22 protein-coding genes are annotated in these 23,336 nt (G+C 65.8%); 4 read left to right on the top strand and 18 right to left on the bottom strand.

Features of this window, described 5'->3' with window-relative positions; translation table 11 throughout:
* Window positions 1–28: 28 nt before the first annotated feature.
* The 8 genes from zapD to trxB all read right to left on the bottom strand — a co-directional run bounded on the left by zapD (window position 29) and on the right by trxB (window position 7,041).
* On the bottom strand, window positions 29–784 hold the full coding sequence (gene zapD, locus K320_RS0100675; RefSeq protein ID WP_024536984.1) for a cell division protein ZapD: 756 nt from the start codon (window positions 782–784) through the stop codon (window positions 29–31).
* Window positions 785–814: 30 nt separating this feature from the next.
* Window positions 815–1,426 carry a dephospho-CoA kinase gene (gene coaE, locus K320_RS0100670; RefSeq protein WP_156913769.1) on the bottom strand — a complete coding sequence of 204 codons (612 nt, stop codon included), beginning with the start codon at window positions 1,424–1,426 and terminating at the stop codon, window positions 815–817.
* Between the two features lie 17 nt (window positions 1,427–1,443).
* The gene (locus K320_RS0100665; RefSeq protein ID WP_024536982.1) at window positions 1,444–2,328 is read right to left on the bottom strand and encodes a prepilin peptidase; all 885 of its coding nucleotides are present in this window, start codon (window positions 2,326–2,328) and stop codon (window positions 1,444–1,446) included.
* A gap of 3 nt (window positions 2,329–2,331) precedes the next feature.
* Entirely contained in the window at window positions 2,332–3,549 is a 1,218-nt protein-coding gene (locus K320_RS0100660) for a type II secretion system F family protein (protein WP_024536981.1), read from the bottom strand.
* A 16-nt stretch (window positions 3,550–3,565) separates the two neighbouring features.
* Window positions 3,566–5,299 (bottom strand): type IV-A pilus assembly ATPase PilB, encoded by a 1,734-nt coding sequence (pilB, locus tag K320_RS0100655; RefSeq protein ID WP_024536980.1) that lies wholly within the window; start codon window positions 5,297–5,299, stop codon window positions 3,566–3,568.
* Between the two features lie 187 nt (window positions 5,300–5,486).
* Window positions 5,487–5,657: a 50S ribosomal protein L33 gene (gene rpmG, locus K320_RS0100650; RefSeq protein ID WP_024536979.1), complete on the bottom strand. Its 171-nt coding sequence runs from the start codon at window positions 5,655–5,657 to the stop codon at window positions 5,487–5,489.
* 20 nt (window positions 5,658–5,677) lie between these two features.
* Entirely contained in the window at window positions 5,678–5,911 is a 234-nt protein-coding gene (gene rpmB, locus K320_RS0100645; RefSeq protein ID WP_024536978.1) for a 50S ribosomal protein L28, read from the bottom strand.
* Between the two features lie 176 nt (window positions 5,912–6,087).
* Window positions 6,088–7,041, bottom strand: a complete 954-nt coding sequence (gene trxB / locus K320_RS0100640) for a thioredoxin-disulfide reductase (protein WP_024536977.1) — start codon at window positions 7,039–7,041, stop codon at window positions 6,088–6,090.
* Window positions 7,042–7,153: 112 nt separating this feature from the next.
* Between trxB and K320_RS0100635 the strand changes: the two genes are divergently transcribed.
* Both K320_RS0100635 and lolA read left to right on the top strand, forming a co-directional pair.
* The gene (locus K320_RS0100635; RefSeq protein ID WP_024536976.1) at window positions 7,154–9,475 is read left to right on the top strand and encodes a DNA translocase FtsK; all 2,322 of its coding nucleotides are present in this window, start codon (window positions 7,154–7,156) and stop codon (window positions 9,473–9,475) included.
* Window positions 9,476–9,483: 8 nt separating this feature from the next.
* A complete protein-coding gene (gene lolA, locus K320_RS0100630) occupies window positions 9,484–10,122 on the top strand; it encodes an outer membrane lipoprotein chaperone LolA (protein ID WP_407059745.1) in 639 nt (212 codons plus the stop codon).
* A 6-nt stretch (window positions 10,123–10,128) separates the two neighbouring features.
* Here the strand turns inward: lolA and galU are convergent, their stop codons facing one another.
* The 9 genes from galU to K320_RS0100585 form a co-directional block, all read right to left on the bottom strand.
* Window positions 10,129–11,013 (bottom strand): UTP--glucose-1-phosphate uridylyltransferase GalU, encoded by an 885-nt coding sequence (gene galU, locus K320_RS0100625; RefSeq protein WP_024536974.1) that lies wholly within the window; start codon window positions 11,011–11,013, stop codon window positions 10,129–10,131.
* Between the two features lie 133 nt (window positions 11,014–11,146).
* Window positions 11,147–14,017 (bottom strand): valine--tRNA ligase, encoded by a 2,871-nt coding sequence (locus K320_RS0100620; protein WP_024536973.1) that lies wholly within the window; start codon window positions 14,015–14,017, stop codon window positions 11,147–11,149.
* A 146-nt stretch (window positions 14,018–14,163) separates the two neighbouring features.
* The gene (locus K320_RS0100615; RefSeq protein WP_024536972.1) at window positions 14,164–14,577 is read right to left on the bottom strand and encodes a DUF6691 family protein; all 414 of its coding nucleotides are present in this window, start codon (window positions 14,575–14,577) and stop codon (window positions 14,164–14,166) included.
* A complete protein-coding gene (locus K320_RS0100610; RefSeq protein WP_024536971.1) occupies window positions 14,574–15,047 on the bottom strand; it encodes a YeeE/YedE family protein in 474 nt (157 codons plus the stop codon). The genes K320_RS0100615 and K320_RS0100610 overlap by 4 nt, the downstream gene beginning before the upstream one ends.
* 33 nt (window positions 15,048–15,080) lie before the next feature.
* Window positions 15,081–15,740: a hypothetical protein gene (locus K320_RS0100605; protein WP_024536970.1), complete on the bottom strand. Its 660-nt coding sequence runs from the start codon at window positions 15,738–15,740 to the stop codon at window positions 15,081–15,083.
* Complete coding sequence (locus tag K320_RS0100600; RefSeq protein ID WP_024536969.1) at window positions 15,737–16,366, bottom strand: SCO family protein; 630 nt, start codon at window positions 16,364–16,366, stop codon at window positions 15,737–15,739. The genes K320_RS0100605 and K320_RS0100600 overlap by 4 nt, the downstream gene beginning before the upstream one ends.
* Window positions 16,367–16,385: 19 nt before the next feature.
* Window positions 16,386–16,988, bottom strand: coding sequence for a c-type cytochrome (locus K320_RS0100595; RefSeq protein ID WP_024536968.1), 603 nt, complete (start codon window positions 16,986–16,988; stop codon window positions 16,386–16,388).
* A 33-nt stretch (window positions 16,989–17,021) separates the two neighbouring features.
* On the bottom strand, window positions 17,022–17,609 hold the full coding sequence (locus K320_RS0100590; RefSeq protein ID WP_024536967.1) for a cbb3-type cytochrome c oxidase subunit II: 588 nt from the start codon (window positions 17,607–17,609) through the stop codon (window positions 17,022–17,024).
* The gene (locus K320_RS0100585; RefSeq protein WP_024536966.1) at window positions 17,599–19,266 is read right to left on the bottom strand and encodes a cbb3-type cytochrome c oxidase subunit I; all 1,668 of its coding nucleotides are present in this window, start codon (window positions 19,264–19,266) and stop codon (window positions 17,599–17,601) included. The genes K320_RS0100590 and K320_RS0100585 overlap by 11 nt, the downstream gene beginning before the upstream one ends.
* 169 nt (window positions 19,267–19,435) lie before the next feature.
* On the opposite strand from K320_RS0100585, the gene tsaD reads away from it, so the two are divergent.
* Together tsaD and K320_RS0100575 are read left to right on the top strand one after the other, a co-directional pair.
* Window positions 19,436–20,491, top strand: coding sequence for a tRNA (adenosine(37)-N6)-threonylcarbamoyltransferase complex transferase subunit TsaD (tsaD, locus tag K320_RS0100580; RefSeq protein WP_024536965.1), 1,056 nt, complete (start codon window positions 19,436–19,438; stop codon window positions 20,489–20,491).
* A gap of 20 nt (window positions 20,492–20,511) precedes the next feature.
* Window positions 20,512–21,180: a DUF2242 domain-containing protein gene (locus tag K320_RS0100575; protein WP_024536964.1), complete on the top strand. Its 669-nt coding sequence runs from the start codon at window positions 20,512–20,514 to the stop codon at window positions 21,178–21,180.
* A gap of 33 nt (window positions 21,181–21,213) precedes the next feature.
* Here the strand turns inward: K320_RS0100575 and K320_RS0100570 are convergent, their stop codons facing one another.
* Window positions 21,214–23,247 (bottom strand): transglutaminase family protein, encoded by a 2,034-nt coding sequence (locus K320_RS0100570; RefSeq protein WP_024536963.1) that lies wholly within the window; start codon window positions 23,245–23,247, stop codon window positions 21,214–21,216.
* Between the last annotated feature and the right edge of the window lie 89 nt (window positions 23,248–23,336).

Genomic DNA, 23,336 nt, shown 5'->3' with positions numbered 1-23,336 from the left:
CGTGCGGCTGCGATCGGGATTGCCGACATCAGGCGCACAGCGTGAGTTCGAACGTGGCGTCTTGCGCCGCCACCGCCAGTTTGCCATCGTCGCCCGACTGCATCAACCGGACGGACACCAGCAGGCGGTTGCCGCTGATTTCCGGTATGAGGTGCAGCGAGGGATCGATGCGCAGGCGCAGCAGCTGAAAAGTGCGCCCGGCCGGCAGGTTTTGCTGGAACTGGCCGCGTTCGGCAGCCACCTTCTGCGGCGTGCCGGCATCGCGCAGCAGGTGCAGCAGCACATAGACCGCGTCTGCCAGCGGCGCCAGCGTTGCGGCCCAGAGCTGCAGGTCCTGCTGGCGCATTTCCGCGGACTGGTGCTGCCAGGCGTGGTAGGCCGGCAGGTCGAAGCTGCAGGTGCCACCCGGAATCGCGCCGCGGCTGCGTACGCTCATCAGCCATTCATGTTCGAGCAGCGCCTGGCCGGCCTTGCCGCTTTGGCTGTTGAGCGCGGCAAAGCAGCGCTGAAGCTGGCCGATGACGGCGTCCAGCGCTTCTTCTGAAATCGACGGGATGCCGCGGTAGCCTTCATACACCGATTTCTGCTTGTCCAGGTCCTTGAGCAGGTCGGACTTCAGATCGGCCCGCGCGGCCACGTCCATGACCTCGAAAATGGTCATCAGCGCGTAGTGGTGGTCCAGCGGATGGCTGCGCGGCATCAGCTCGCCAAGGCGCCTCAGCAATTGCTCAAGCCGCAGATAGGTTCGGATGCGTTCGTTGAAAGGGTATTCGTACAGGATCACGCTGCGGGCTTCCCAAAAAGGCGCAGCGCATCATAGCCCGAACCATGTGCCGATCTGCCGTACCTGTGCGTCGAGTTGTGCCAGAGTGATGCCGTCGTTGTACAGCACGGCATCGGCCGCGGCACACCTGCGCGCGCGGCTGCTCTGGCTGGCCATGATGGCCCGTATGGCCTCGGCGGTGAGGCCGCTGCGCTGCCGCACCCGCAGCACCTGCGTGGCTTCGAGGCAGTCGATCACCAGCACGGCGTCGAGCGTGGGCGCCCAGCGGGCGGATTCGGTCAGCAGGGGAATGTCGTACACGATCAGTCCGTGGCCGCTGTCGCGCGCATGAGCGGCCGCGGCCGCGATGGAGCGGCCGACGATAGGGTGCACGATGGCTTCGAGGCGCGAGCGGGCCGACGCGTCGGTGAAGGCGAGGGCGCGCATGCGGCCGCGGTCAAGCGCGCCAGCCGCATCGATGAATTCGGTGCCGAAGGCCGTGCGGATCGCCTCGATGGCCGCCCCTCCGGGGGCCGTGGCGGCACGCGACAAGGCATCGGCGTCGATGAGTGCCGCGCCCTGGCTGGCGAGCATCTGCGCGGCGGTGCTCTTGCCGCTGCCTATGCCCCCCGTGAGGCCGAGCCGAAGGCTGTGCGTGGCCATTGGTGCTCTCGCGCCCATCAGGCGGCGAGCCCGAGCGCCGACAGCAAGGCGTGCATCACCCGTTCCGGCCCCCAGAGCATCGCCACGAAGCCGCCGCCTGCCAGGAATGGTCCGAAGGGCACGTACTTGCCTTCACGCAGGCCGCCCTTGAGCTTGAGTGCAATGCCGGTGATGGCGCCTGCGACCGAAGCCAGCAGGATGATGGGCACCAGGGCCTGCCAGCCGAACCAGGCCCCCAGCGCGGCAAAGAGCTTGAAGTCGCCGTAACCCATGCCTTCCTTGCCGGTGGCCAGCTTGAAGCCCCAGTACACGCACCAGAGCGACAGGTAGCCTGCGGCGGCGCCCAGCACGGCATCGGCCAACGGCAGCGGCGACAGGTGCAGCGTGGGCGCAAGCAGCCCCGCCCAGAGCAGCGGCAGCGTGATGTCGTCCGGCAGCAGCGTGGTGTCCCAGTCTATGCAGGCGGCAGCCAGCAAGGCGGCGGAAAACCCGCACCACAGCAAGGCGCTCCATCCGGCCCCCCAGCGCGTGGCGCAGAAAAAAAACAGCAGGCCCGTGGCGATCTCCACCGCGGGGTAGCGCAGACTGATGTGAACGCCGCAACCGGCGCAGCGCCCGCGCAGGAAAAGGTAGCTGAGGACGGGGATGTTCTCGTACCAGCGAATCGCGCGCTGGCAGGCAGGGCAGTGCGAGTGCGGCGTGAGCAGGTTGTAGCGCGGTGCTTCGTCCGCGGGCGATGCAGCCGCGGGCAAGCCATGCTCCTGGGCGTAGGCGGCGCATTCCGCGTCCCATTGCCGCTGCATCATGCGCGGCAGGCGGTGGATCACGACGTTCAGAAAACTGCCGATCAGCAGGCCCAGGATGCCGAACGCCGCGGCATCCCAAGAGGGGGATCCCAGCATCGGTCAGACCACCTGGCCGAGCTTGAAGATCGGCAGGTACATGGCGACCACGATGCCGCCGATGATGGTGCCCAGAAACACGATGATGATGGGCTCCATGAGGCTGGACAGGCCCTTGACCATCTCATCGACTTCTTCCTCGTAGAAGTCGGCCGCCTTGCCGAGCATGTGGTCGATCGAACCGGATTCCTCGCCAATCGCGCACATCTGCAGCACCATCGAAGGGAACACGTTGGCATTGGTCATGGCGGCCGTCAGGCTGGTGCCGGTAGCGACTTCCTGCTGGATCTTGTCGGTGGCTATGGCATAGACGGCGTTGCCGGATGCGCCGCCGACCGAATCCAGCGCTTCCACCAGCGGCACGCCGGCGGCGAACATGGTGGAGAGCGTGCGCGTCCAGCGGGCAATCGCGGATTTGTTGATCAGGTCGCCAAACACCGGAATCTTGAGCAGCAGGCGGTCCATCACCACCTGCATCTTCTCGCTGCGCTTCCAGGCCTGCATGAAAAAGTAGAAACCGCCGCCGATGACGCCAAAGATCAGCCACCACCATTTCACGAAAATTTCACTCATGGCCATGACGACCAGCGTCGGGCCGGGCAGGTCGGCACCGAACGAAGTAAAGACCTCCTTGAAGGCAGGAATCACGAAAATCATGATCACCGTCACCACGACGAAGGCCACGATCACCACCGAGATCGGGTACATCAGGGCCGATTTGATCTTGCCCTTGATCGCCTCGGTCTTTTCCATGTAGGTGGCCAGGCGGTCGAGCAGCGCCTCCAGAATACCGGCCGCTTCGCCCGCCTCCACCAGGTTGCAGTACAGGTTGTCGAAGTGCATCGGGTACTTGCGGAAGGCCGAATTGAGCGAGGTGCCGGTTTCGACGTCGGTGCGGATGTCGTTGAGCAGCTTGGTGACGCTCGGGTTGGCATTGCCCCGGCCGACGATGTCGAAGGCCTGCAGCAGCGGCACGCCGGCCTTCATCATGGTCGCCATCTGGCGCGTGAACAGGGCGATGTCCTTGGGCTTGATCTTCTTGCCCGAACTCGTGCGCCGCTTCTTGATCTTCGTCGGCAGCACGCCCTGGCGGCGCAGACTGGCCTGCACCTGGTTCTCGCCGCCGGCGCGCACCTCGCCGCGCACGATCTTGCCGTTGCGGTCCTTGCCTTCCCATTCGAAGACGAAATCCTTGATGCCTTTGGATGCGACGGTGGCCATGAAACTGCTCCCTTGCTTATTCGTTGGTGACCGCCAGGACCTCTTCGAGTGAAGTCAGGCCGAGTCTCGCCTTCTGCAGACCGGACTGGCGCAGCGAGCGCACCCCTTCTGCGCGCGCCTGTTCGGCGATCTCCAGTGCGCTGCCGTCGCGCAGAATGATGCGCTGCATCTCTTCGGAGATGGGCATCACCTCATAGATGCCGACCCGGCCCTTGTAGCCGTTGTTGCAGGCCGAGCAACCCACCGGCCGGTAGGTGACCCAGCTGCCGTCGATGTCCTCGTCCTTGTAGCCGGCTTCCAGCAGGTTTTCGTGCGGAATGTCGGCCGGCTGCTTGCACTGCGGGCACAGGCGGCGCGCCAGACGCTGGGCGGTGATCAGGATCACGCTGGAGGCGATGTTGAACGGCGCGATGCCCATGTTGCGCATGCGCGTGAGCGTGGTCGGGGCGTCGTTGGTGTGCAGCGTGGAGAGCACCAGGTGGCCGGTCTGCGCGGCCTTGATGGCGATGTCGGCGGTTTCCAGGTCGCGGATTTCACCGACCATGATGACGTCCGGGTCCTGGCGCAGAAAGGCCTTGAGCGCCACGGCAAAGGTCAGGCCGGCTTTTTCATTGACGTTGACCTGGTTGACCCCCGGCATGTTGATTTCCGACGGGTCTTCGGCCGTGGAGATGTTCACCCCCGGCTTGTTCAGGATGTTCAGGCAGGTGTAGAGCGAGACCGTCTTGCCCGAGCCTGTGGGGCCGGTGACCAGAATCATGCCGTAGGGGCGCTTGATGGCGGTGAGCAGACGCTCTTTTTCCTCGGGTTCATACCCCAGGGCCTCGATGCCCATGCGCGCGCTGCTGGGGTCCAGGATACGGATCACGATCTTCTCGCCGAACAGCGTCGGCAGCGTGCTGACGCGGAAATCGATGACGCGGTCGGGGCCGACCTTGAGCTTCATGCGCCCGTCCTGCGGCACACGCTTTTCGGAAATATCCAGGCGCGAGATCACCTTGATGCGCGAGGCGAGCTTGTCCTTGATGGCGATCGGTGGCGAGGTGATTTCCTGCAGCTCGCCATCCACGCGAAAGCGCACGCGGTAGTTGTGCTCATAGGGCTCGAAGTGCAGGTCCGAAGCGCGCATGCTGAAGGCGTCCAGCAGCATTTTTTGCAGAAAGCGCACGACGGGCGCGTCCTCCACTTCGGCGGCTGCCGTGTCCGGCCCCTCGACTTCCTCGGTGACGGGGGTGTCCTCGAATTCGAAATCACCGCCGGTGATGCCTTCCAGGCTCTCCGCGACGCTCTTGGAGGTGGCTTCCACCAGCTTGACGAGCTTGTCGTATTCGGCAACGACCCAGTCCACGCCCAGTTGCGTGGCGAATTTGATCTTTTCGGCGGCTTCCTGGTTGGTCGGGTCGGCGGTGATGGCAATCAGCCGGTTGTTGCGCTTGGCGAGCACCACGACCTTGTACGCCTGGCACAGCTTGGCGTCCAGCAGCCCCTTGGGCAGGCGATTGATGTCGATCGCATCCACGTCCAGCAGTGGTGCCCCGAAGGTGCCCGACAGGCTGTAGGCCAGTTCCGGGGCGGCAATGGTCTTGCCGCTGATGAGTTCGGCGATGAAGGGGGTGCGGCTGGATTGCGATTTGCGGGACACCTCTTCGGCGCCCGCCTGGGTAAGCTTGCCGGCCGACATGAGCGCTCGGGCCAGGCTTGGCAAGGCAATGTGCGCAGCTTCTTTTTGCGCTGAACCGGCTGTGACCATGTCAATGGTTGCTATGCAATGTAGGTATCAAAATGCCATCCTATCATCGCTGAACTGACATCCGGTGTACAGAAAAGCGGCCGATTTCTGGGTCGTGCGCTGCCTTATATGTCTGCATTTCGCGGCACCCAACGAAAAACCGCCACGCTTTGGGGCAGTGGCGGTTGTTCGTGCGGCAGGAAACAGCTTATTTCAGCTTGGTTTCCTTGTACTCGACATGCTTGCGAGCCTTGGGGTCGAATTTCATGATGGCCATTTTCTCGGGCATGGTCTTCTTGTTCTTGGTCGTGGTGTAGAAGTGACCGGTGCCGGCGCTCGATTCGAGCTTGATTTTTTCGCGTCCGCCTTTGGATGCCATGGTGTTGCTCCTTTGCTGAATCAGGCTTGGCCGCGTGCGCGCATGTCTGCGAGCACGGCGTCAGTGCCGTTCTTGTCGATCAGGCGCAGCGCGGCGCTGGACACGCGCAGGCGCACCCAGCGGTTTTCGCTCTCCACCCAGAAACGCTTGTATTGCAGGTTCGGCAGGAACCGGCGCTTGGTCTTGATGTTGGAGTGGGAGACATGGTGTCCCACCTGGGGCTTCTTGCCCGTGACTTCACATACGCGTGCCATGAGGACACTCCGTTCATTGCAACGACGGCGGCGTCAGGAATCCTGCAGGAGCAGGGCGATGCCGGCCATCTCACCTCGCCAGATCATTCGGGTGGCGGTAGCCCGTTGCCGCGGCACTGGCCCGAGGGGCAGGTACGAGCGCAGCAAAGCCGGAAATTATAACGCGACGCCGTGGTTTATTCCTGCTGTTCAAGGAAGCGCTGCGCGTCCAGTGCCGCCATGCAGCCCGTGCCGGCGCTGGTGATCGCCTGGCGGTAGACATGGTCTTGCACGTCACCCGCGGCGAACACGCCGGGTACGCTGGTCTGCGTGGCAAAGCCCTTGAGGCCGCCTTGCGTCACGATGTAGCCGTTTTCCAGCGTGAGCTGGCCCTGGAAAATGTCCGTGTTGGGCGCGTGGCCGATGGCGATGAAGCAGCCCTGCAGGCGAATGTCCTCGGTCCTGCCATCCTGCGTGCTCTTGATGCGGATGCCGTTCACGCCGCTGGCGTCGCCCAGCACTTCATCGAGCGTGAAGAAGGTTTTCAGCACGATCTTGCCGGCAGCGACCTTGTCCATGAGCTTGTCGATCAGGATGGGCTCGGCGCGGAACTTGTCGCGGCGGTGCACCAGCGTGACCTTGCTGGCGATGTTGGACAGGTACAGCGCTTCTTCGACGGCGGTATTGCCGCCGCCGATCACGCAGACTTCCTGTTCGCGGTAGAAGAAGCCGTCGCAGGTGGCGCAGGCCGAAACGCCCTTGCCCATGAAGGCTTCTTCCGACGGCAGGCCCAGGTATTTGGCCGAGGCGCCGGTGGCGATGATGAGCGCATCGCAACTGTAGCCCGCGCTGTCGCCCTTGAGCGTGAACGGACGCCTGGAGAGGTCCACGTGCGTGATCTGGTCGAACACGATCCGGGCCTTGAAGCGTTCGGCATGTTCCAGAAAGCGCTGCATCAGTTCCGGCCCCTGCACGCCGTTGACATCCGCGGGCCAGTTGTCCACGTCGGTGGTGGTGGTGAGTTGTCCACCCTGCGCCAGACCGGTGATCAGCATGGGGTTGAGGTTGGCGCGGGCGGCATAGATGGCGGCGGTGTAGCCGGCCGGGCCGGAGCCGAGAATCAGGACTTTGGCGTGTTGGGTTTCAGGCATGGATGGGGCAAGCGGGTGAAAGGCTGGTGAAGACCGAGGGTGAAGGATTGTAAGAACGGCGCATTCGACCGTTGGTGTGCAGGGACATGAAGTAAGCTTGCCCCTCTTCGGTATGTCGTACTCCCTCAACAGTTTGAATGCGGCGGGCAAGGCGCCCGTACGCGGCCCGGTGGCGCGTTTCGGGCACGAGATCGTGCTGGTGCTGGCCCTGCTGGCCCTGGCTTTCTGGCTGCTCGCCTTGTGGAGCTATGCGCCACAGGACGCGGCATGGTCCACCTCGGGGCTGGGCACGTCGGGAGGCGCCGCCAACTGGGGTGGGCGGCTGGGCGCCTGGGTGGCGGACGCGAGCTATTTTTTGCTCGGCTATTCGGCCTGGTGGCTGGTGGCCGCGGCCATCGGTGCCTGGACAGGCAGCCTGAGACGGTGGGTGCGCGGCAGCGAAATCCGCAGCCGCCCAGGGCGGCAGAGCGTGATTTTCTGGTGCGGCCTGGTGGTGCTTCTGGTGTCGAGCGCGGCGCTGGAATGGTCGCGCCTGTACCGCTTCGAACCGCTTTTGCCCGGCCACTCCGGCGGTGTACTGGGCTACGTGGCCGGCCCCCTGGCCGTCAAATGGCTGGGCTTCATGGGATCAGGGCTCGTGGGCGTGGTGCTCACGGTGCTCAGTATCGGCTGGGTGTTTGGTTTTTCGTGGGGCTGGCTGGCGCAGCGCGTGGGCGCCGCGGTGGAATTTGTCGTTCAGTGGCTGCAGACGGTGCGCGAGCGGGCCCGCGACGAAGCCGCGGGACGGCGGGCAGTGCGTGAACGCCAGGAGGTTTTGCTGGGCGAGCGCGAGGAGCAGGAGCCGGCCGTACCGCCGGCGGTGCAGATCGTGGAGCCGGCGATGGCCGAACCCACGCCGAGCACGCGTGTGGTGAAGGAGCGCCAGCGCCCCCTGTTCAGCGAACTGCCCGACAGCCCGCTGCCGCAGATCGATCTGCTCGATGCCGCAACGGTCCGCCAGGAGACGGTTTCGAGCGAGACGCTGGAGATGACCAGCCGCCTGATCGAGAAGAAGCTGCGCGATTTCGGCGTCGAGGTGGCGGTGATGGCCGCGATGCCCGGCCCGGTGGTCACGCGCTACGAGATCGAGCCGGCCACGGGGGTCAAGGGCTCGCAGATCGTGAATCTGGCCAAGGACTTGGCGCGCAGTCTGAGCCTGGTCTCGATCCGTGTGATCGAGACCATTCCGGGCAAGAATTTCATGGCGCTGGAACTGCCCAACGCCAAGCGCCAGATGATCCGCCTCTCCGAGGTGCTGGGCTCGCAAGTCTACCACGATGCCAAGAGCCTGCTGACCATGGGCCTGGGCAAGGATATCGTCGGCGCGCCGGTGGTGGCCGACCTGGCCAAGATGCCGCACTGCCTGGTGGCCGGGACGACGGGTTCGGGCAAATCGGTGGGCATCAACGCGATGATTCTGTCGCTGCTCTACAAGGCCGAGCCGCGTGACGTGCGTCTGATGATGATCGATCCCAAGATGCTGGAAATGTCCGTCTACGAGGGCATTCCGCACCTGCTGTGCCCGGTGGTCACCGACATGAAGCAGGCCGCGCATGGCCTGAACTGGTGCGTCGGCGAGATGGAGCGGCGCTACAAGCTCATGAGCAAGCTGGGGGTGCGCAATCTGGCGGGCTACAACACCAAGATCGCCGAGGCCGTGGCGCGCGGTGAGAGCATAGGCAACCCCTTCAGCCTCACGCCCGAGGAGCCGGAGCCGCTCGATCGCCTGCCGCACATCGTCGTGGTCATCGACGAACTGGCCGACCTGATGATGGTGGTGGGCAAGAAGATCGAGGAACTGATCGCGCGCCTGGCGCAGAAGGCGCGCGCGGCCGGCATCCACCTGATCCTGGCCACCCAGCGCCCCAGCGTGGATGTGATTACCGGCCTCATCAAGGCCAACATTCCCACGCGCATCGCGTTTCAGGTCAGCAGCAAGATCGACAGCCGCACCATCCTGGACCAGATGGGCGCCGAGGCGCTGCTGGGCATGGGCGACATGCTCTACATGCCCTCGGGCACGGGACTGCCGATCCGCGTGCACGGCGCGTTTGTCAGCGACGAGGAGGTGCACCGCGTTGTGCAATACCTCAAGAGCCAGGGCGAGCCGGACTATCTGGACGGCGTGCTCGAAGGCGGCGGCGAGGGCGAGGACAGCGGCTTTGGCCTGGAAGACGGCGAGGGCGGCGGCGGAGAGAAAGACCCGATGTACGACCAGGCGGTGGAAATCGTGCTCAAGGACCGCAAGGCCAGCATCTCCTACGTGCAGCGCAAGCTGCGCATAGGCTACAACCGCTCGGCGCGGCTGCTGGAGGACATGGAAAAGGCCGGGCTCATCAGCACGCTCACGGCCAGCGGCCAGCGCGAAGTGCTGGTGGCCGCGCGGGCGGAATAGGGTGGTGGATGATGAAGCGGCTGGTGCTCACTGTTTTGATAGCTGCTTGCGCGCAGTGGGCCTGCGCGCAGGGGCTGAAAAGCCTTGAAAATTTCATGCAGTCCGCGAAGAGCGGCGAGGCGCAGTTCACGCAGACCGTGACCGCGCCGTCGCAGGGTGGCAAGGCGCTGGCGCCCAAGGTATCGAGCGGCAGCTTTGCGTTTGAGCGCCCGGGGCGTTTTCGCTTTGACTATCGCAAGCCCTTTGCCCAGACCATAGTCGCCGACGGCAAGACGCTGTGGCTGTACGACGCAGATCTCAATCAGGTGACTGAGCGCGCGCAGGCGCAGGCGCTGGGCAGCACGCCGGCGGCGCTGCTGACTTCCGCGGCAGATCTCAGCGCCTTGCGCCGGGATTTCACGCTCGCCGATGCGCCCGATGCCGATGGCTTGCACTGGGTGCTGGCCACGCCCAAGGCCAAGGATGGGCAGCTGGCCAGCGTGCGCGTGGGGTTTGACGGCGAGCAATTGGCGGCGCTCGACATCCTGGACCACTTCGGCCAGCGTTCGCTGCTGCGCTTCACGGGATTGGCACTCAACCCCCAACTGCCTGCCGGCACCTTTGCTTTCGAGCCCCCCAAGGGGGCCGATGTGCTGCGCGAGCAGTGAGCGCGGCTACAGCGCCAGCGTCTTGAGCCAGTCGTGAAAATGCCGGCCCACCTGCGGGTGCTGCAGCGCGAGTTCCACCGTGGCCTGCAAAAAACCTTCTTTGCTACCGCAATCGTAGCGCTTGCCGCTGTACTGGTATGCGTAAACCGTCTCATGCGCCATCAATCGGGCAATGGCATCGGTGAGCTGAATTTCGCCGCCCACGCCGCGTGGCTGGTTGCGGATTTCCTCGAAGATGCGCGGCGTGAGCACGTAGCGCCCGGCCACGCCCATGCGTGAGGGCGCCACTTCCGGCGCCGGCTTTTCCACGATCTCGTCGATGCGCAGCAGCGGCCCGCCCGCGGATTCCCCCTTGACGATGCCGTAGCGCCGCGTCTCTTCGTGCGGCACTTCCTGCACCGCGAGCAGCGAGCGGCCCTGTTTCTCGAACGCGGCCGTCATCTGCGCCATCACGCCGGGCCCGGCATGCTCGCCCACCATCAGATCGTCGGCCAGCAGCACGGCAAACGGCTCGTTGCCCACCAGCGGCGCGGCGCACAGCACGGCGTGGCCCAGGCCGAGCGAGCGCGGCTGGCGCACGAACAGGCAGTTCATGTCGGGCGGGGTGATGCTGTGCACCAGGTGCAAGAGCTCCTGCTTGCCGGCGTGTTCCAGCTCGCTCTCGAGCTCGTAGGCAGTGTCGAAATGGTCCTCGATGGCGCGCTTGCTGCGGCCGGTGACGAAGACCATGTCGCGGATGCCGGCCTCGTAGGCCTCCTCGACCGCATACTGGATCAGCGGTTTATCGACCACCGGCAGCATTTCCTTCGGGCTGGCCTTGGTGGCGGGCAGAAAGCGGGTGCCGAGGCCGGCGACGGGGAAGACGGCTTTGCGAACGCGGGTGGTGGTCATGGGAGGTTCCTCGGGGTTGGGTTCTTCCCCCTCCCCCTCTGGGGGAGGGTTGGGGTGGGGGCTGGCGGCGCCCGCATGGCGGTCCGCCCCCATCCCAACCTTCCCCCGGAGGGGGAAGGAGCAAGACAGGGGGTCAATTCAGGCGGGCCAGCTGCTCCTGGATGCGTGAGAGCGTGTGGCCGAAGTCGGCGACGCGCTTTTTCTCTTGTTCGATGACCGCCGGCGGCGCCTTGGCGACGAAGGCCTCGTTGGAGAGTTTCGCGTTGGCCTTGGTGATCTCGCCTTGCAGACGTGCCACTTCCTTGGACAGGCGAGCCTTTTCTGCCGCCACGTCGATCTCGACGAACAGCGCCAGGCGCGCGCCGCCGATGACGTTGACCGGGGCGTTCTGCGCCTCGCTGGCCCAGGCGGCGGCGTCGTCAAACACCTTGACCTCGCTGAGCTTGGCCAGGTTTTTGAGCACATCGGCGTTGGCGCGCAGGAAGGCTGCGTCCTCCGCCGTGTCGGCCACGGCCAGCAGCGGCAGGCGCTGGGCGGGCGAGACGCCCATCTCGCCGCGCAGCGTGCGGCAGGCGTCCACCATCTGTTTCAGGCGCGCGACGTAGGTGATGGAGCCCTCGTCGATCTTGGCCGCTTGCGCCTGCGGGTAGGGGGCGATGGCCACCGATGCACCTGCTATGCGCGCCACCGGTGCCACCACCTGCCACAGCGCCTCGGTGACGAAGGGGATGATGGGATGCGCCAGGCGCAGGATGGCTTCCAGCGTGCGGATCAACGTGCGGCGCGTGCCGCGCTGCTGGGCCGCGCTGCCGGTCTGGATCTGCACCTTGGCGATCTCCAAATACCAGTCGCAGAACTCGTTCCAGACGAAGTCGTAGATCGTGGTGGCGACGTTGTCGAGGCGATAGTCGGCAAAGCCCTTGGCGACCTCGGCCTCCACTTTTTGCAGCTGCGAGGCGATCCAGCGATCCGGCTGGCTGAACTGCAGATAGGCCTCGCTGCAGCTGCCGTCGCCGTCAAAGCCGCAGTCATGGCCCTCGCAGTTCATCAGCACGAAGCGCGAGGCGTTCCAGAGCTTGTTGCAGAAGTTGCGGTAGCCCTCGCAGCGCTTGCTGTCGAAGTTGATGCTGCGGCCCAGGCTGGCGAGCGCGGCGAAGGTAAAGCGCAGCGCGTCGGCGCCGTAGGCCGGAATGCCCTCGGGAAACTCTTTTTGCGTGTTCTTGCGCACGGTGGGCGCGGTTTCAGGGCGGCGCAGGCCTTGCGTGCGCTTGTCCAGCAGGGGCTCCAGGGCAATACCGTCGATCAAATCCACCGGATCCAGCACGTTGCCCTCGGACTTGCTCATCTTCTTGCCATGCGCGTCCAGCACCAGGCCGTGGATGTAGACATGCTTGAACGGCACGCGGCCGGTGAAGTGCGTGGTCATCATGATCATCCTGGCGACCCAGAAAAAGATGATGTCGTAGCCCGTCACCAGCACGGAGGAGGGCAGGTAGAGGTTGTAGTCGTCGGTGGCGCCGTTGGTCTGGTTCGGCCAGCCCATGGTGGAGAACGGCACCAGGGCCGACGAATACCAGGTGTCGAGCACGTCCTCGTCACGGCGCAGCAGCTTGCCCGGGGTCTGGGCCTGCGCTTCGGCCTCGCTCTTGGCGACATACACCTTGCCGTCCTCGTCATACCAGGCCGGAATCTGGTGGCCCCACCAGAGCTGTCGCGAGATGCACCAGTCCTGGATGTTGTTCATCCACTGGTTGTAGGTGTTGACCCAGTTCTCGGGCACAAAGCTCACCTGGCCGCTGGCGACGGCGTCGATGGCTTTTTGCGCGATGCTCTTGCCGGTGGCGTCGCCTTCGCCCACCTTGTTCATCGCCACGAACCATTGGTCGGTCAGCATGGGCTCTATCACCTGGCCGGTGCGGGTGCAAATGGGCACCATCAGCTTGTGCTTCTTGGTTTCGACCAGCAGGCCCAGGGCTTCGAGGTCGGCCACCACGGCCTTGCGCGCGGCAAAGCGATCCAGGCCACGGTATTTTTCCGGCGCGTTGTCGTTGACGGTGGCGGTGAGCGTGAGCACGCAAATCATCGGCAATTGATGGCGCTGGCCGACCGCGTAGTCGTTCTGGTCGTGCGCAGGCGTGACCTTGACCACGCCGGTGCCGAATTCCTTGTCCACATAGGCGTCGGCGATCACCGGAATCTCGCGATCACAGAGGGGCAGCTTGACGCTCTTGCCGATCAGGTGCGCGTAGCGCTCGTCCTCGGGGTGCACCATCACGGCCACGTCGCCCAGCATGGTCTCGGGGCGAGTGGTGGCGACGACGAGCTGGCCCGTGCCATCGACGAGCGGGTAGGCGATATGCCAGAGCGAGCCGTCTTTCTCTTCGTTCTCCACCTCCAGATCCGACACGGCGGACTGCAGCTTGGGATCCCAGTTCACCAGACGCTTGCCGCGGTAGATCAGCCCCTGTTCATACAGCTTGACGAAGGTTTCGGTCACCACCTTGGACAGCTTGTCGTCCATGGTGAAGTATTCGCGGCTCCAGTCCACGGTGTCGCCCAGGCGGCGCATCTGCGTGGTGATGGTGTTGCCCGACTGCTCCTTCCACTCCCACACCTTCTTCACGAACTCGGGACGGCCCAGGTCGTGGCGGCTCACGCCCTGCTCCTGCAGCTGGCGCTCGACGACGATCTGCGTGGCGATGCCGGCGTGATCCGTGCCCGGAATCCAGGCCGTGTTGCAGCCCAGCATGCGGTGATAACGCGTCAGGCTGTCCATGATGGTCTGGTTGAAGGCGTGGCCCATGTGCAGCGTGCCGGTCACGTTGGGCGGGGGCAGCTGGATGGCGAACGACGGCGCCGCCGCATCCGGCTGGCCGCTGCCGCGCACGCCGGCGCGGCCGTAGCCGCGGCGCTCCCACTCCGGCCCCCAATGGGCTTCGAGCTCGGCGGGTTCGAACGATTTGGACAGGGATTGCAGGCCGGGTTGGGTGGGGGTGTCGCTCATGGCAATGAAAACGGCATCCCGCGGGATGCCGTTGGGGCAGAAGAAGAAGGGCAGTGCAATTTTATGCGTTCAAAATTGCTCTGATATAAGGAGCTTGGTGCGTTTGTCTGGATTGCACAAAAGCCATTATTGGCGCAGCAATTCGGTCAGTCGCCCTTGCTGGTGAGACCCTGCGCAAGCGCGCCCAGTGCCAGCCCGGCAATGGCATACAGCAGCATCCAGTTGCCCGCGCCCAGTCCGGCGATGGCCGGGCCCGGGCAGACACCGCACAGGCCCCAGCCCACGCCAAACAGCGCGGCGCCGACGACGGTGCTGCGGCCCCAGTGGATGGGGTGTTTCTGGAACTGTCCACCCAGCACAGGTGCTTTCATGAGGCGGGGCAGCACGGCGTAGGCGATGGCGGTGACGGCGAGTGCGCCGCCCAGCACCAGCAGCAGGCCGAAATCCTGAAGGCGCAGAAAGCTCAGCACCACCTCGGGGCGAATCATGGTGGACGCGGCCAGGCCAAAGCCGAACAGCGCGCCCGCAGCCAGCGTGGCCAGCGAATTGCCGATTTTCATGATTGCAGCCACCCGACGAGGTTGGCGGTGATCATCGCCGTCACCATGAAGGTGATGACGGCCACGGCGGAGGGCCACTGAAGCGACCCCAGGCCGCAGATGCCGTGGCCGGAGGTGCAGCCGTGGCCCAGGCGCGCGCCGTAGCCTCCGATGAAGCCGCCCAGGAGGAGTTGCCAGACCGGCACCGAGGTGGTTTCCGGGTCCGGGCCGCCCAGCAGCAGCCACCAGAGGAAAGCGCCGAGGATCAGGCCCGCGGCGTATTCCAGCCGCCAGATGCGAGAGCCCTTCAGACGGGTCTGCTGGAAGAAGGGCCGGTCGACGATGAAGGACCAGGTCGATGAAAAGACGCTGCTCATGCCGCCGACCAGACCGGTCATGGCGAACAGCAAGGTGACGCCCAGACCGATGGCGATGCCACCGAGGAGGTAATGCTCCCAGCCGAGAGGAAACAGGGTATGCAGAAGAGTCATGCGGGCCATTATCCCGCGTGGCGGCCGCTCGTGTCAGGGTGCGGCACGGTGGGCGGATGAATGCGGCGCGGAGCCGGCCATGGCCTGTGTGTCGGCTTCGCGGCGCATGATCCACCAGGCCACTTGCACCAGCCATGCCACGGCCAGCACCGTAAAGAGGCCCGTGAGCCAGTTGCCCAGCCGCACCTGGTCGTCCAGCAGGTAGGCGTTGCACAGGCGCAGCGGAGAGTTGGCATAGAGCTGGCCGATGGCAACGCCCATCAGCAGCATGTTGCCCAGAAAGAAGCCCTGCACCACCAGGCCGGCGCGCCGCCAAGACAGGCGCAGGGCGCTGCCCGTGGCCAGCAGCGCGGCGCTTTTGGCGAATTCGGTGGGCGGGTGGAGCAGCGCGAGATCGAGTACCCGTGGAATCATCAGCACCAGCAGGGCGGTTCCCGCCAGTATCAGACCGCTGATGCCGGAAGCGTTCCAGCGTGCGATGCCGTTTTTCGCCCGCTCTGGCAGCGCGGCTGTCAGCAGCGCCCCGGCGAGCATCCACAGCGGGTACTGCAGCACCATGTGGCGCCACATGCTGGCCTCCAGCAGGTGGCGCGATGCGGGCAGCGCCAGCAGCGCGGCGATGGCGAGGCCGGCAAGCGCCTGACGGGTCGGGGTGAGCGTCTGTGCCAGGGACCGGCGCCAGTGGAGGTTCATGAGGCTTTGGATGCGAGGTGGCGGGCGTAGTTCAGCGCCAGTTGCTGCTCGGCCAGGTCGAAGATGCGCACCATGCGCCCCTGGGCGTCGAAGATCAGCAGGGCGGCGTTGTGCTCGTAGTCGCCCAGCGCGTCGGGGATGACGACCACGCCGAGCCGCGCCAGCAGCGCCTGCTGCTGCTCCCTGTCGGGCACGCTGGCAAAGCGCCAGAGCGCAGGGTCGGCACCGAGCTTGCCTGCATAGGCCTTGAGTTCCGGAGCGCCGTCGTGCGCGCCGTCAAAGGAGAGCGAGAGCAGCCGGACCGGAGCGGCGCCCGGCCGGTCGCCATCGGCCTGCAGCGCCGCCTGCAGCTGCTGGAAGGTGCTGCCCAGGGACAGGCATACCGTCTGGCAGCGCGTGTAGAAGAAGTCGGCAATGGTGACTTGCCCCTGGGCGATGGCGGGCAGGGCAAGCTGGCGCGCATCCTCCCCCCGCAGCTCGACGGCGGGCAGTGGCACGGGGCTGAGCGCCACTTCCAGGCGCCGTGCACCCTCGTCGGTCCAGACCTGGAAATCGTGCGTGAGCCAGGCGGCGCTGAAGTAGCCGCCCAGCGCGACCAGCAGGCTCAGCAGTGCGGTGCGTACCATGGCGGGCTTCCTGTGGTGCTCAGTGGTCCAGCGCCTTGAGCTCTGCTTCGCTCTCGAATGGCGTGGTGCGATCGCTCTTGCGCGCTTCGGCGATCACATCCGGCCCCACCGCGTCGTTCTTGTTCGACCAGCTGCTGCGGATATGCGTCAGCACGCCAGCCAGCTCGGCGTCGCTGAGCTGCTGAAAGCTTGGCATCAGCCCCTTGTAGCTGGTGCCCTTGACGTTGATCTCGCCATTGATGCCGTGCAGCACGATGTTGGCCAGCACCTTGGGGCTGCCGTGCACCCACTCGGAGCCATCGAGCGGCGGGAAGACGCCCGGCAGGCCGGCGCCGGTCGCCTGGTGGCAGGACGCGCAGTTGGCCGCAAAGATGGCAGCGCCATCGACCGCGCCGCCGCCAGCGTCGGCCGCGCCCGCCGGCTTGGCCTGCAGGTCGGCCAGCGTGCGTTCGTCGCCCATCCACGGGCGGCTGTAGGGGCCGGACATCGCGATGTAGATGACACCGAAGAGCACCATGCCGACGGCAATGATGGCCGGCAGCAGGGGCATGGGGCGGATGCGCTCTTCCGGATCGACGCTTTCGCGCTTCTGGGCGCGGGCGGGCTGGTTGTTTTCAGGCATGGCTTACCTCCACGGTATGGGTGCGCGCGGCGTTCATTGCGGGTCTGCCGGGATGATGGGGTAGACGTGCTTGAGCGACTGCAGGTATTTCACGAGATCCAGCGCCTCGGGCTTGGCCACCACCACCTTGCCCTTGGGCTGGGCGTCCGGCGGCAGGTGCACCTCGACCTCATCCTTGTCCGCCTTGTCCTTGACGTCGAACAGATAGGGATAGGAAGGCATGATGGATTCTTTGACGTAGGCCCGCGGCTGGTACAGGTGCCCCAGGTTCCAGTCCAGGCTGGGCTGGCGCACGCCGATGTTGAACAGGTCCGGCCCGGTGCGCATGCTGCCCAGCAGGTGCGGACGGTCGTAGATGTAATCCGCCGGCACCGAGACGCGGCCCCAGCCGCGCTTGGCGTCCGGGCCGAAGCTGGCATCGCGCGGCTGCTGGGTGTGGCAATAGACGCAGCCATTGGCGATGTAGACCTCGCGCCCGCGCAGCTCGGCGCTGGTGTAGGGCTTGAGGCCGTCGGGGACGGGGAGGTCGCGCACCTGGAAGTAGGGGATCAGTATCAGCGCCGCGACGGCGATGCTGAAGGTGACCAGCGTGCCGGTGATGAGTTTGACTTCATTTTCCATGGACGGTCTCCAGCTTGTTCTGCTCGTGCGTGAAGAGCGCGGCGCCGGCGCGGTTCGGGCCAAAGCGCAGCACCATCACCAGCACGTGGAAGGCGAAGATCAGGTGGCTTGCCAGCATCAATGAGCCGCCCACGCTGCGCCAGTACAGATAGGGGATGGTCAGCGTGACCGAATCGATGAAGGGCACGCTCGGGTCCAGCATCGCCTTGCCCTGCAGCCAGCCGCCGTAGGTCAGCGGCCCGAAGTAGATCAGGATGCCGATCGCGGCCAGCCAGAAATGCCAGGAGATGAGCTTGGGGAAGGGCCATTCCCAGCGCAGCACGCGCGGCAGCATGTAGTAGATGGCGCCAAACAGCACCATGGTGACGAAGCCGTACGCACCCAGGTGGGCGTGGGCCACCGTGAAGTGGGTGAAGTGGGCCACCTGGTTGACCGAGCGCAGCGCCTCGAACGAGCCCTGCACCGAGGACACCATGTACATGAAGCCGCCGAACATCATGAAGCGCAGCGTGGGCGAGTACAGGGCCAGCTTCATGCGGCCCCACATCGTGCCGGCCATGTTCACCGTGAAGGCCGCCACCGGCACGATCATCATCATGCTCTGCACGACCGAGAGCGTGATCAGCCATTCGGGCACCGGTCCGCCGATGAGGTGGTGGCCGCCCACCTGGGCGTAGAAGAAGGCCAGCGTCCAGAAGCCCAGGATGGAGAGGTTGTAGGAGCTCACGCGCCGTCCGATGACCTTGGGCAGGAAGTAATAGATCGCGCCCAGCGCCGCCGGCGTGAACCACAGGCCGAGCACGTTGTGGCCGTACCACCAGTTCATCGTCGCCTGCTCCACGCCGAAGTGCGCGCCGGGGATCTTGGCCACGGTGAACAGCAGCGCGATCCACAGCAGCGAGCCGACGTGGTACCAGGCGCTGACGTAGATCTCGTGCGACTTGCGGTGCACGACGGTGGAGATCACCGGGATGATGATGAGAATGAAGCCGATGACCAGGAAAATGCCGATCTGCCACGGAATTTCCAGGTACTCCATGCCGGCCGTCCAGCCCATGCCGAAGCCGCCGATGGCGCTGGCGATGCCGACATTGATGAAGGCGCCGCCCATCATCACCAGCAGCGGGTTGCGCAGCGGCGTGCGCATCAGCCGCGGGATCAGCCAGACGATGATGCCCAGCTCGCAATTGGTGATCCAGCCGTAGAGCACGGCCGTGAGGTGGTAGGTGCGCATGCGCCCGAAGGTTTCCCAGGCTTCGGAGACCAGCCAGTCGGGCCAGTGCAGCTTGAGCGAGGCCGTCAGCCCCGCCGCGGAGCCGACCACCAGCCACATCACCGCGAAGGCGATGAACATGAAGGTGGGGAAGGCGCTGGAGCGGTCTGCCTCCGTCCGGTCTTCGAGTTCTTCGGGGTCTTCGGCCTGGACCAGCTCACGCCCCTTGTCCTGCGTCTCGTTGATGGCCTGCTGCAGCAGCTGTTCGCCGCTCTTGGTGAGCGACGGGTCGTCCGCCTTGCCGACTTCGTCGGCGGCGAAGATGGTGCCGGCGGCACGCGGGTTTTCGACAAGCAGCCCCTTGCGCATCGACCACATGAAGGCGAAAAGCCCTATGAGGGAGAGCACAAAGGCCGACAACAGGCTGACTACTGCGCTGTCCATGGCGACCTACCTTTCACTTTACGACTTTACGGCGAATTACATAAGTATACGCTTATGTTATAAAAAATTACGGGAAAACCCGAGGAGTATAAAGGTCATTGACGATGACTATTTGATGACCGGGGCCACCGTGGGGTCGCCTGCGGCGCGGCGCCTACACTTGCCCATCATGAACTTCTTGATCCTTGGCGTCGAGTCTTCCTGCGATGAAACCGGCGTGGCCCTGGTGCGCCAGGGCAAGGGTGCGGCGTTGCCGGTGCTGCTGGCGCATGCGCTGCACAGCCAGATAGCGATGCACCAGGCCTATGGCGGCGTGGTGCCCGAGCTCGCCAGCCGCGACCATATCCGCCGCGTGCTGCCGCTGGCGCGGGCGGTGCTGGCCGAGGCCGCGTTGCCGTTGAATGCAGTGGATCTGGTTGCGTTCACCCGCGGCCCGGGGCTGGCGGGCGCGCTGCTGGTGGGGGCGGGCGTGGCCTGTGCGCTGGCGGCGGCGTTGAACGTACCGGTGCTGGGCATTCACCATCTGGAAGGGCACCTGCTCTCGCCCTTCCTGAGCGCCGATCCGCCGGAGTTTCCCTTTGTGGCGCTGCTGGTGTCGGGTGGCCATACGCAGCTGATGCGGGTGGACGGCGTGGGCGCCTACGCCTTGCTGGGCGAGACCATAGACGACGCGGCGGGTGAGGCGTTCGACAAATCCGCCAAGCTCATGGGCCTGCCGTATCCGGGCGGGCCGGTGCTGGCGAAGCTGGCCGAGCGGGGCGATCCCGCGGCCTTCAAGCTGCCGCGGCCCCTGCTGCACAGCGGTGATCTGGATTTCTCTTTTGCCGGCCTGAAAACCGCGGTACTCACCCAGGCGAAGAAGCTGGGCGGTGCGCTGCAGGAGCACAAGGCGGACCTGGCCGCCAGCACCCAGGCGGCGATCGTCGAGGTATTGGTGAAGAAGTCGCTCAAGGCGTTGGCGCAGACAGGGCTCAGGCGCCTGGTGGTGGCGGGTGGCGTGGGCGCCAATCGGCAACTGCGCGCCATGCTGGATGCCGCCTGCGCAGAGCGGGGCGTGCGCGTGCACTACCCCGAGCTGCAGTTGTGCACCGACAACGGCGCGATGATCGCGATGGCCGCCGCGATGCGGGTGCAGGCAGGTGTTGCATTCCCTGACCGCCGTTACGAATTTGACGTGCGCCCGCGCTGGTCCTTGCACGAAACTTTGCACGAGCGGGCCGCCTGAAGCTGCACAATCGGTCCACCATGGATTACGGTTTTTCCTGGCGCGGCGCGCTGCGGCTGCCTGCGCTGCTGCTGGCGGCCAGCCTGCTTGCCTCCTGCGCCCGCCTGCCCGAGGCCCTGCCGGGGCCCGAGCGCACGATCGCCTTCACGCCCAACGATTTCGACGGCGCCGACGTGCACACGCGCCACTTGCGCGCGGCGCAGGCGCCGGCGTGCGAGGCGGCCCGGCGGGCGCTGCTGAGCCAGGGCTACATTGTCGAAGGCGCGGCCAAGGAGGATGTCAGGGGCCGCAAGTACTACCAGCCCACGCCTGACGTGCACTATGAGGTGCAGATGCGCGTCGTCTGCGCGCCCGAGGGGCAGGAGGGCGATCGCAGCTCGGTGTTTGCCAGTGCGGTGCAGGATCGCTATGTGATCAAGAAGGTCAACAATTCGGCGTCGGTGGGCGTGGGCGGCCTGGGCTCGCTCTCGCTGCCGCTCAATTCGACCGACGACACCCTGGTGAAAGTCGGCAGCGAGACGATTTCCGATGCGCAGTTCTATGCGCGTTTCTTCGATCTGTTCCAGCGCTATCTGCCGGCCCCGGCGCCTGTGGCGCGCACCAGTGATGTGAAAGTGCGCCCGGTCGCCCAGCCCGAGGCGGCGCAGCAGGGCGTGGAGCCGTTGCCCGTGCCGGATGATTCACAATGAAAAGTACTGCCAGCGCTTGTGTGCAGGGCGCTGTCAGCTATGTTTTTTGTTTGGCCAGGGCAGATGCCTCAATTCCCCTCGCAATGCCTTGAGCGTTGCCTGCGGGCGGGCGGCATAGCGCGTCTGTTCCAGCCGCAGCAGCCAATCGGCCAGTGGCTGACCGGGCGCGCCGAACAGGTCACGCACCCGCACCGCCATGGCGCGCGGCGGCAGGTGCGCGGGTAGCGGCGCGCCCAGATGTCCCAGGCGGCGATGGACCTGGCGCAGCAGGCGCTGCCAGGGTGTGCTGCGGCTGCGCTCCCACAGCGCCCAGCCCGTGCCTGCCAGCATCGCGGCCAGCAGGGCCAGGCCGATCAACCGCACCAGGTCCTGCCAGTCGGGCTGCGAAAACCCGAGCTGCTTGAGCAGATCGAGCTGCCGGTCCTGCGTGTAGTTCAGCACCCATTGCGTCCAGCGGTTGTCCAGCGCCTCCCAGACGGCGCGCAGCCGCGTGAGCATGGACGGGCTGATCATGCCTATCAGCGCCTCGCCCAGCACCGTGCGCGGCGCCTGCAGGCGCTCGAATGACCCAATGCGCCCGGGCGAGACGGCCGCCGTCGGGTCCACGCGCACCCAGCCGCGGCCCGCCATCCAGACCTCGGCCCAGGCGTGGGCGTCGCTCTGGCGCACCGTCCAGTAGCCATCCACGCTGTTGCGTTCGCCTCCCTGGTAGCCGGTGACGATGCGCGCGGGAATGTCGAGCGAGCGCATGAGCACGACGAAGCTGGAGGCAATGTGCTCGCAGAAGCCCTGCTTGCGGTCAAACCAGAATGCGTCGGCGGTGTCGCTGTCGTAGGTGCCTGGCTCCAGCGTGTAGACGTAGCCGCCGGTGCGCAGGCGCTGCAGCGCGGCATCCACCATGGCCTGCGCGCCGCCCGCCGCCAGTTGGGGGTCGGCGCGCATCCGCGCCGCCAGCGCCGCCGTGCGCGGGTTGCTGCCGGGCGGCAGCTGGGTGTAGGTGCGCAGCAGCGGTGTGCGCTCAAGCGGCCCGTGGCGAAACTGCGGGTAGCTGGCGGCTTCGTAGCGCAGCACGCTGGTGATGGGCTGCGCCGTGATCCACTGCAGCTCGGGCGTCATGTGCGCGCGCATGCCCTGGGGCAGCACGGGAGGGTCTTCGGGCACGTCCAGCGTCACCAGCCAGGGGCGGCGGCTGGCTTCGAGCGTCATCGCGTAGCGTATGGGTTTGCCCAGGACTTCAAGCCGCGCGGGAATGGGAGAAGCCCAGCTGATGGCGCGGGCCTGCGGCTGCGAGAGCGCAAACCATTCGCGGCCGTTGAAGGCCGTGAGCACCGGCCCGCGAAAGTACAGCTCGGCCTGCGGCGGCGGCTGGCCGCCGGGGGTGTCAAAGCGCACGCGCAGCGCCACGCTGTCGTCCAGCGCCAGCCTGGCGATCGAGCCCACGCTCATCTCTCCCGAAAGGCCGCTGCGGCCTGCCAGCTGGTCGTTCGGGATGCCCCACAGCGGGGCGAAGCGCGGGAACAGCACGAACAGCAGCACCATGATGGGCGCGCCCAGCAGCGCCATGTTGAGCGCCGTGCGCAGCGAATCGGCCAGCGGTGGGCGGCCGGCGGGCTGGTGCGCGTTGATGAGCGCGGTGAGCAGCCCGAGCAGCGCCACCAGCATGGTCAGCGCCACGCCCAGCGATTGCGAGAACAGGAAGTTCGACAGCAGCGTGAAGAAGCCGAGAAAGAACACCACCATCGCATCGCGCCGCGCGCGCAGCTCCAGCGTCTTGAGCGCGAGCAGCATCACGATCAGCGTCACCCCCGCATCCGGCCCGACGATGGTGCGAAAGCTCGCCAGCGTGAGCGCCGTGACCAGCGCGAGCAGCACCCAGGTGACCCAGCGCCCGGGCAGTGGGCGGGCGCGCCAGGCCAGCCACCCGCGCCAGGCCAGCAGCAGCGCGGCCAGCGTCGATGCCCAGGGCGGAATGTGCGCCACCAGCGGCGCCGCGCAGCAGGCGATGACGGCCAGCAGGAACAGCGTGTCGCGCAGCTCGCGCGGCAGGGAGGCGAGGCGCTGCATCATGCGTGCCTCTGCCAAGCGCTGCCAGAAAAGCTATTGAAAAAATAGCTCGGTACGCTTGCCAGATGGGCGCAAGAGCCGTATTTCATGCG

This window comes from Comamonas badia DSM 17552, from assembly GCF_000484635.1.
Lineage (GTDB): Bacteria > Pseudomonadota > Gammaproteobacteria > Burkholderiales > Burkholderiaceae_C > Comamonas_C > Comamonas_C badia.
The sequence above is the reverse complement of the archived record's forward strand: the minus strand, read 5'-3'. Positions and strand labels throughout refer to the sequence as shown.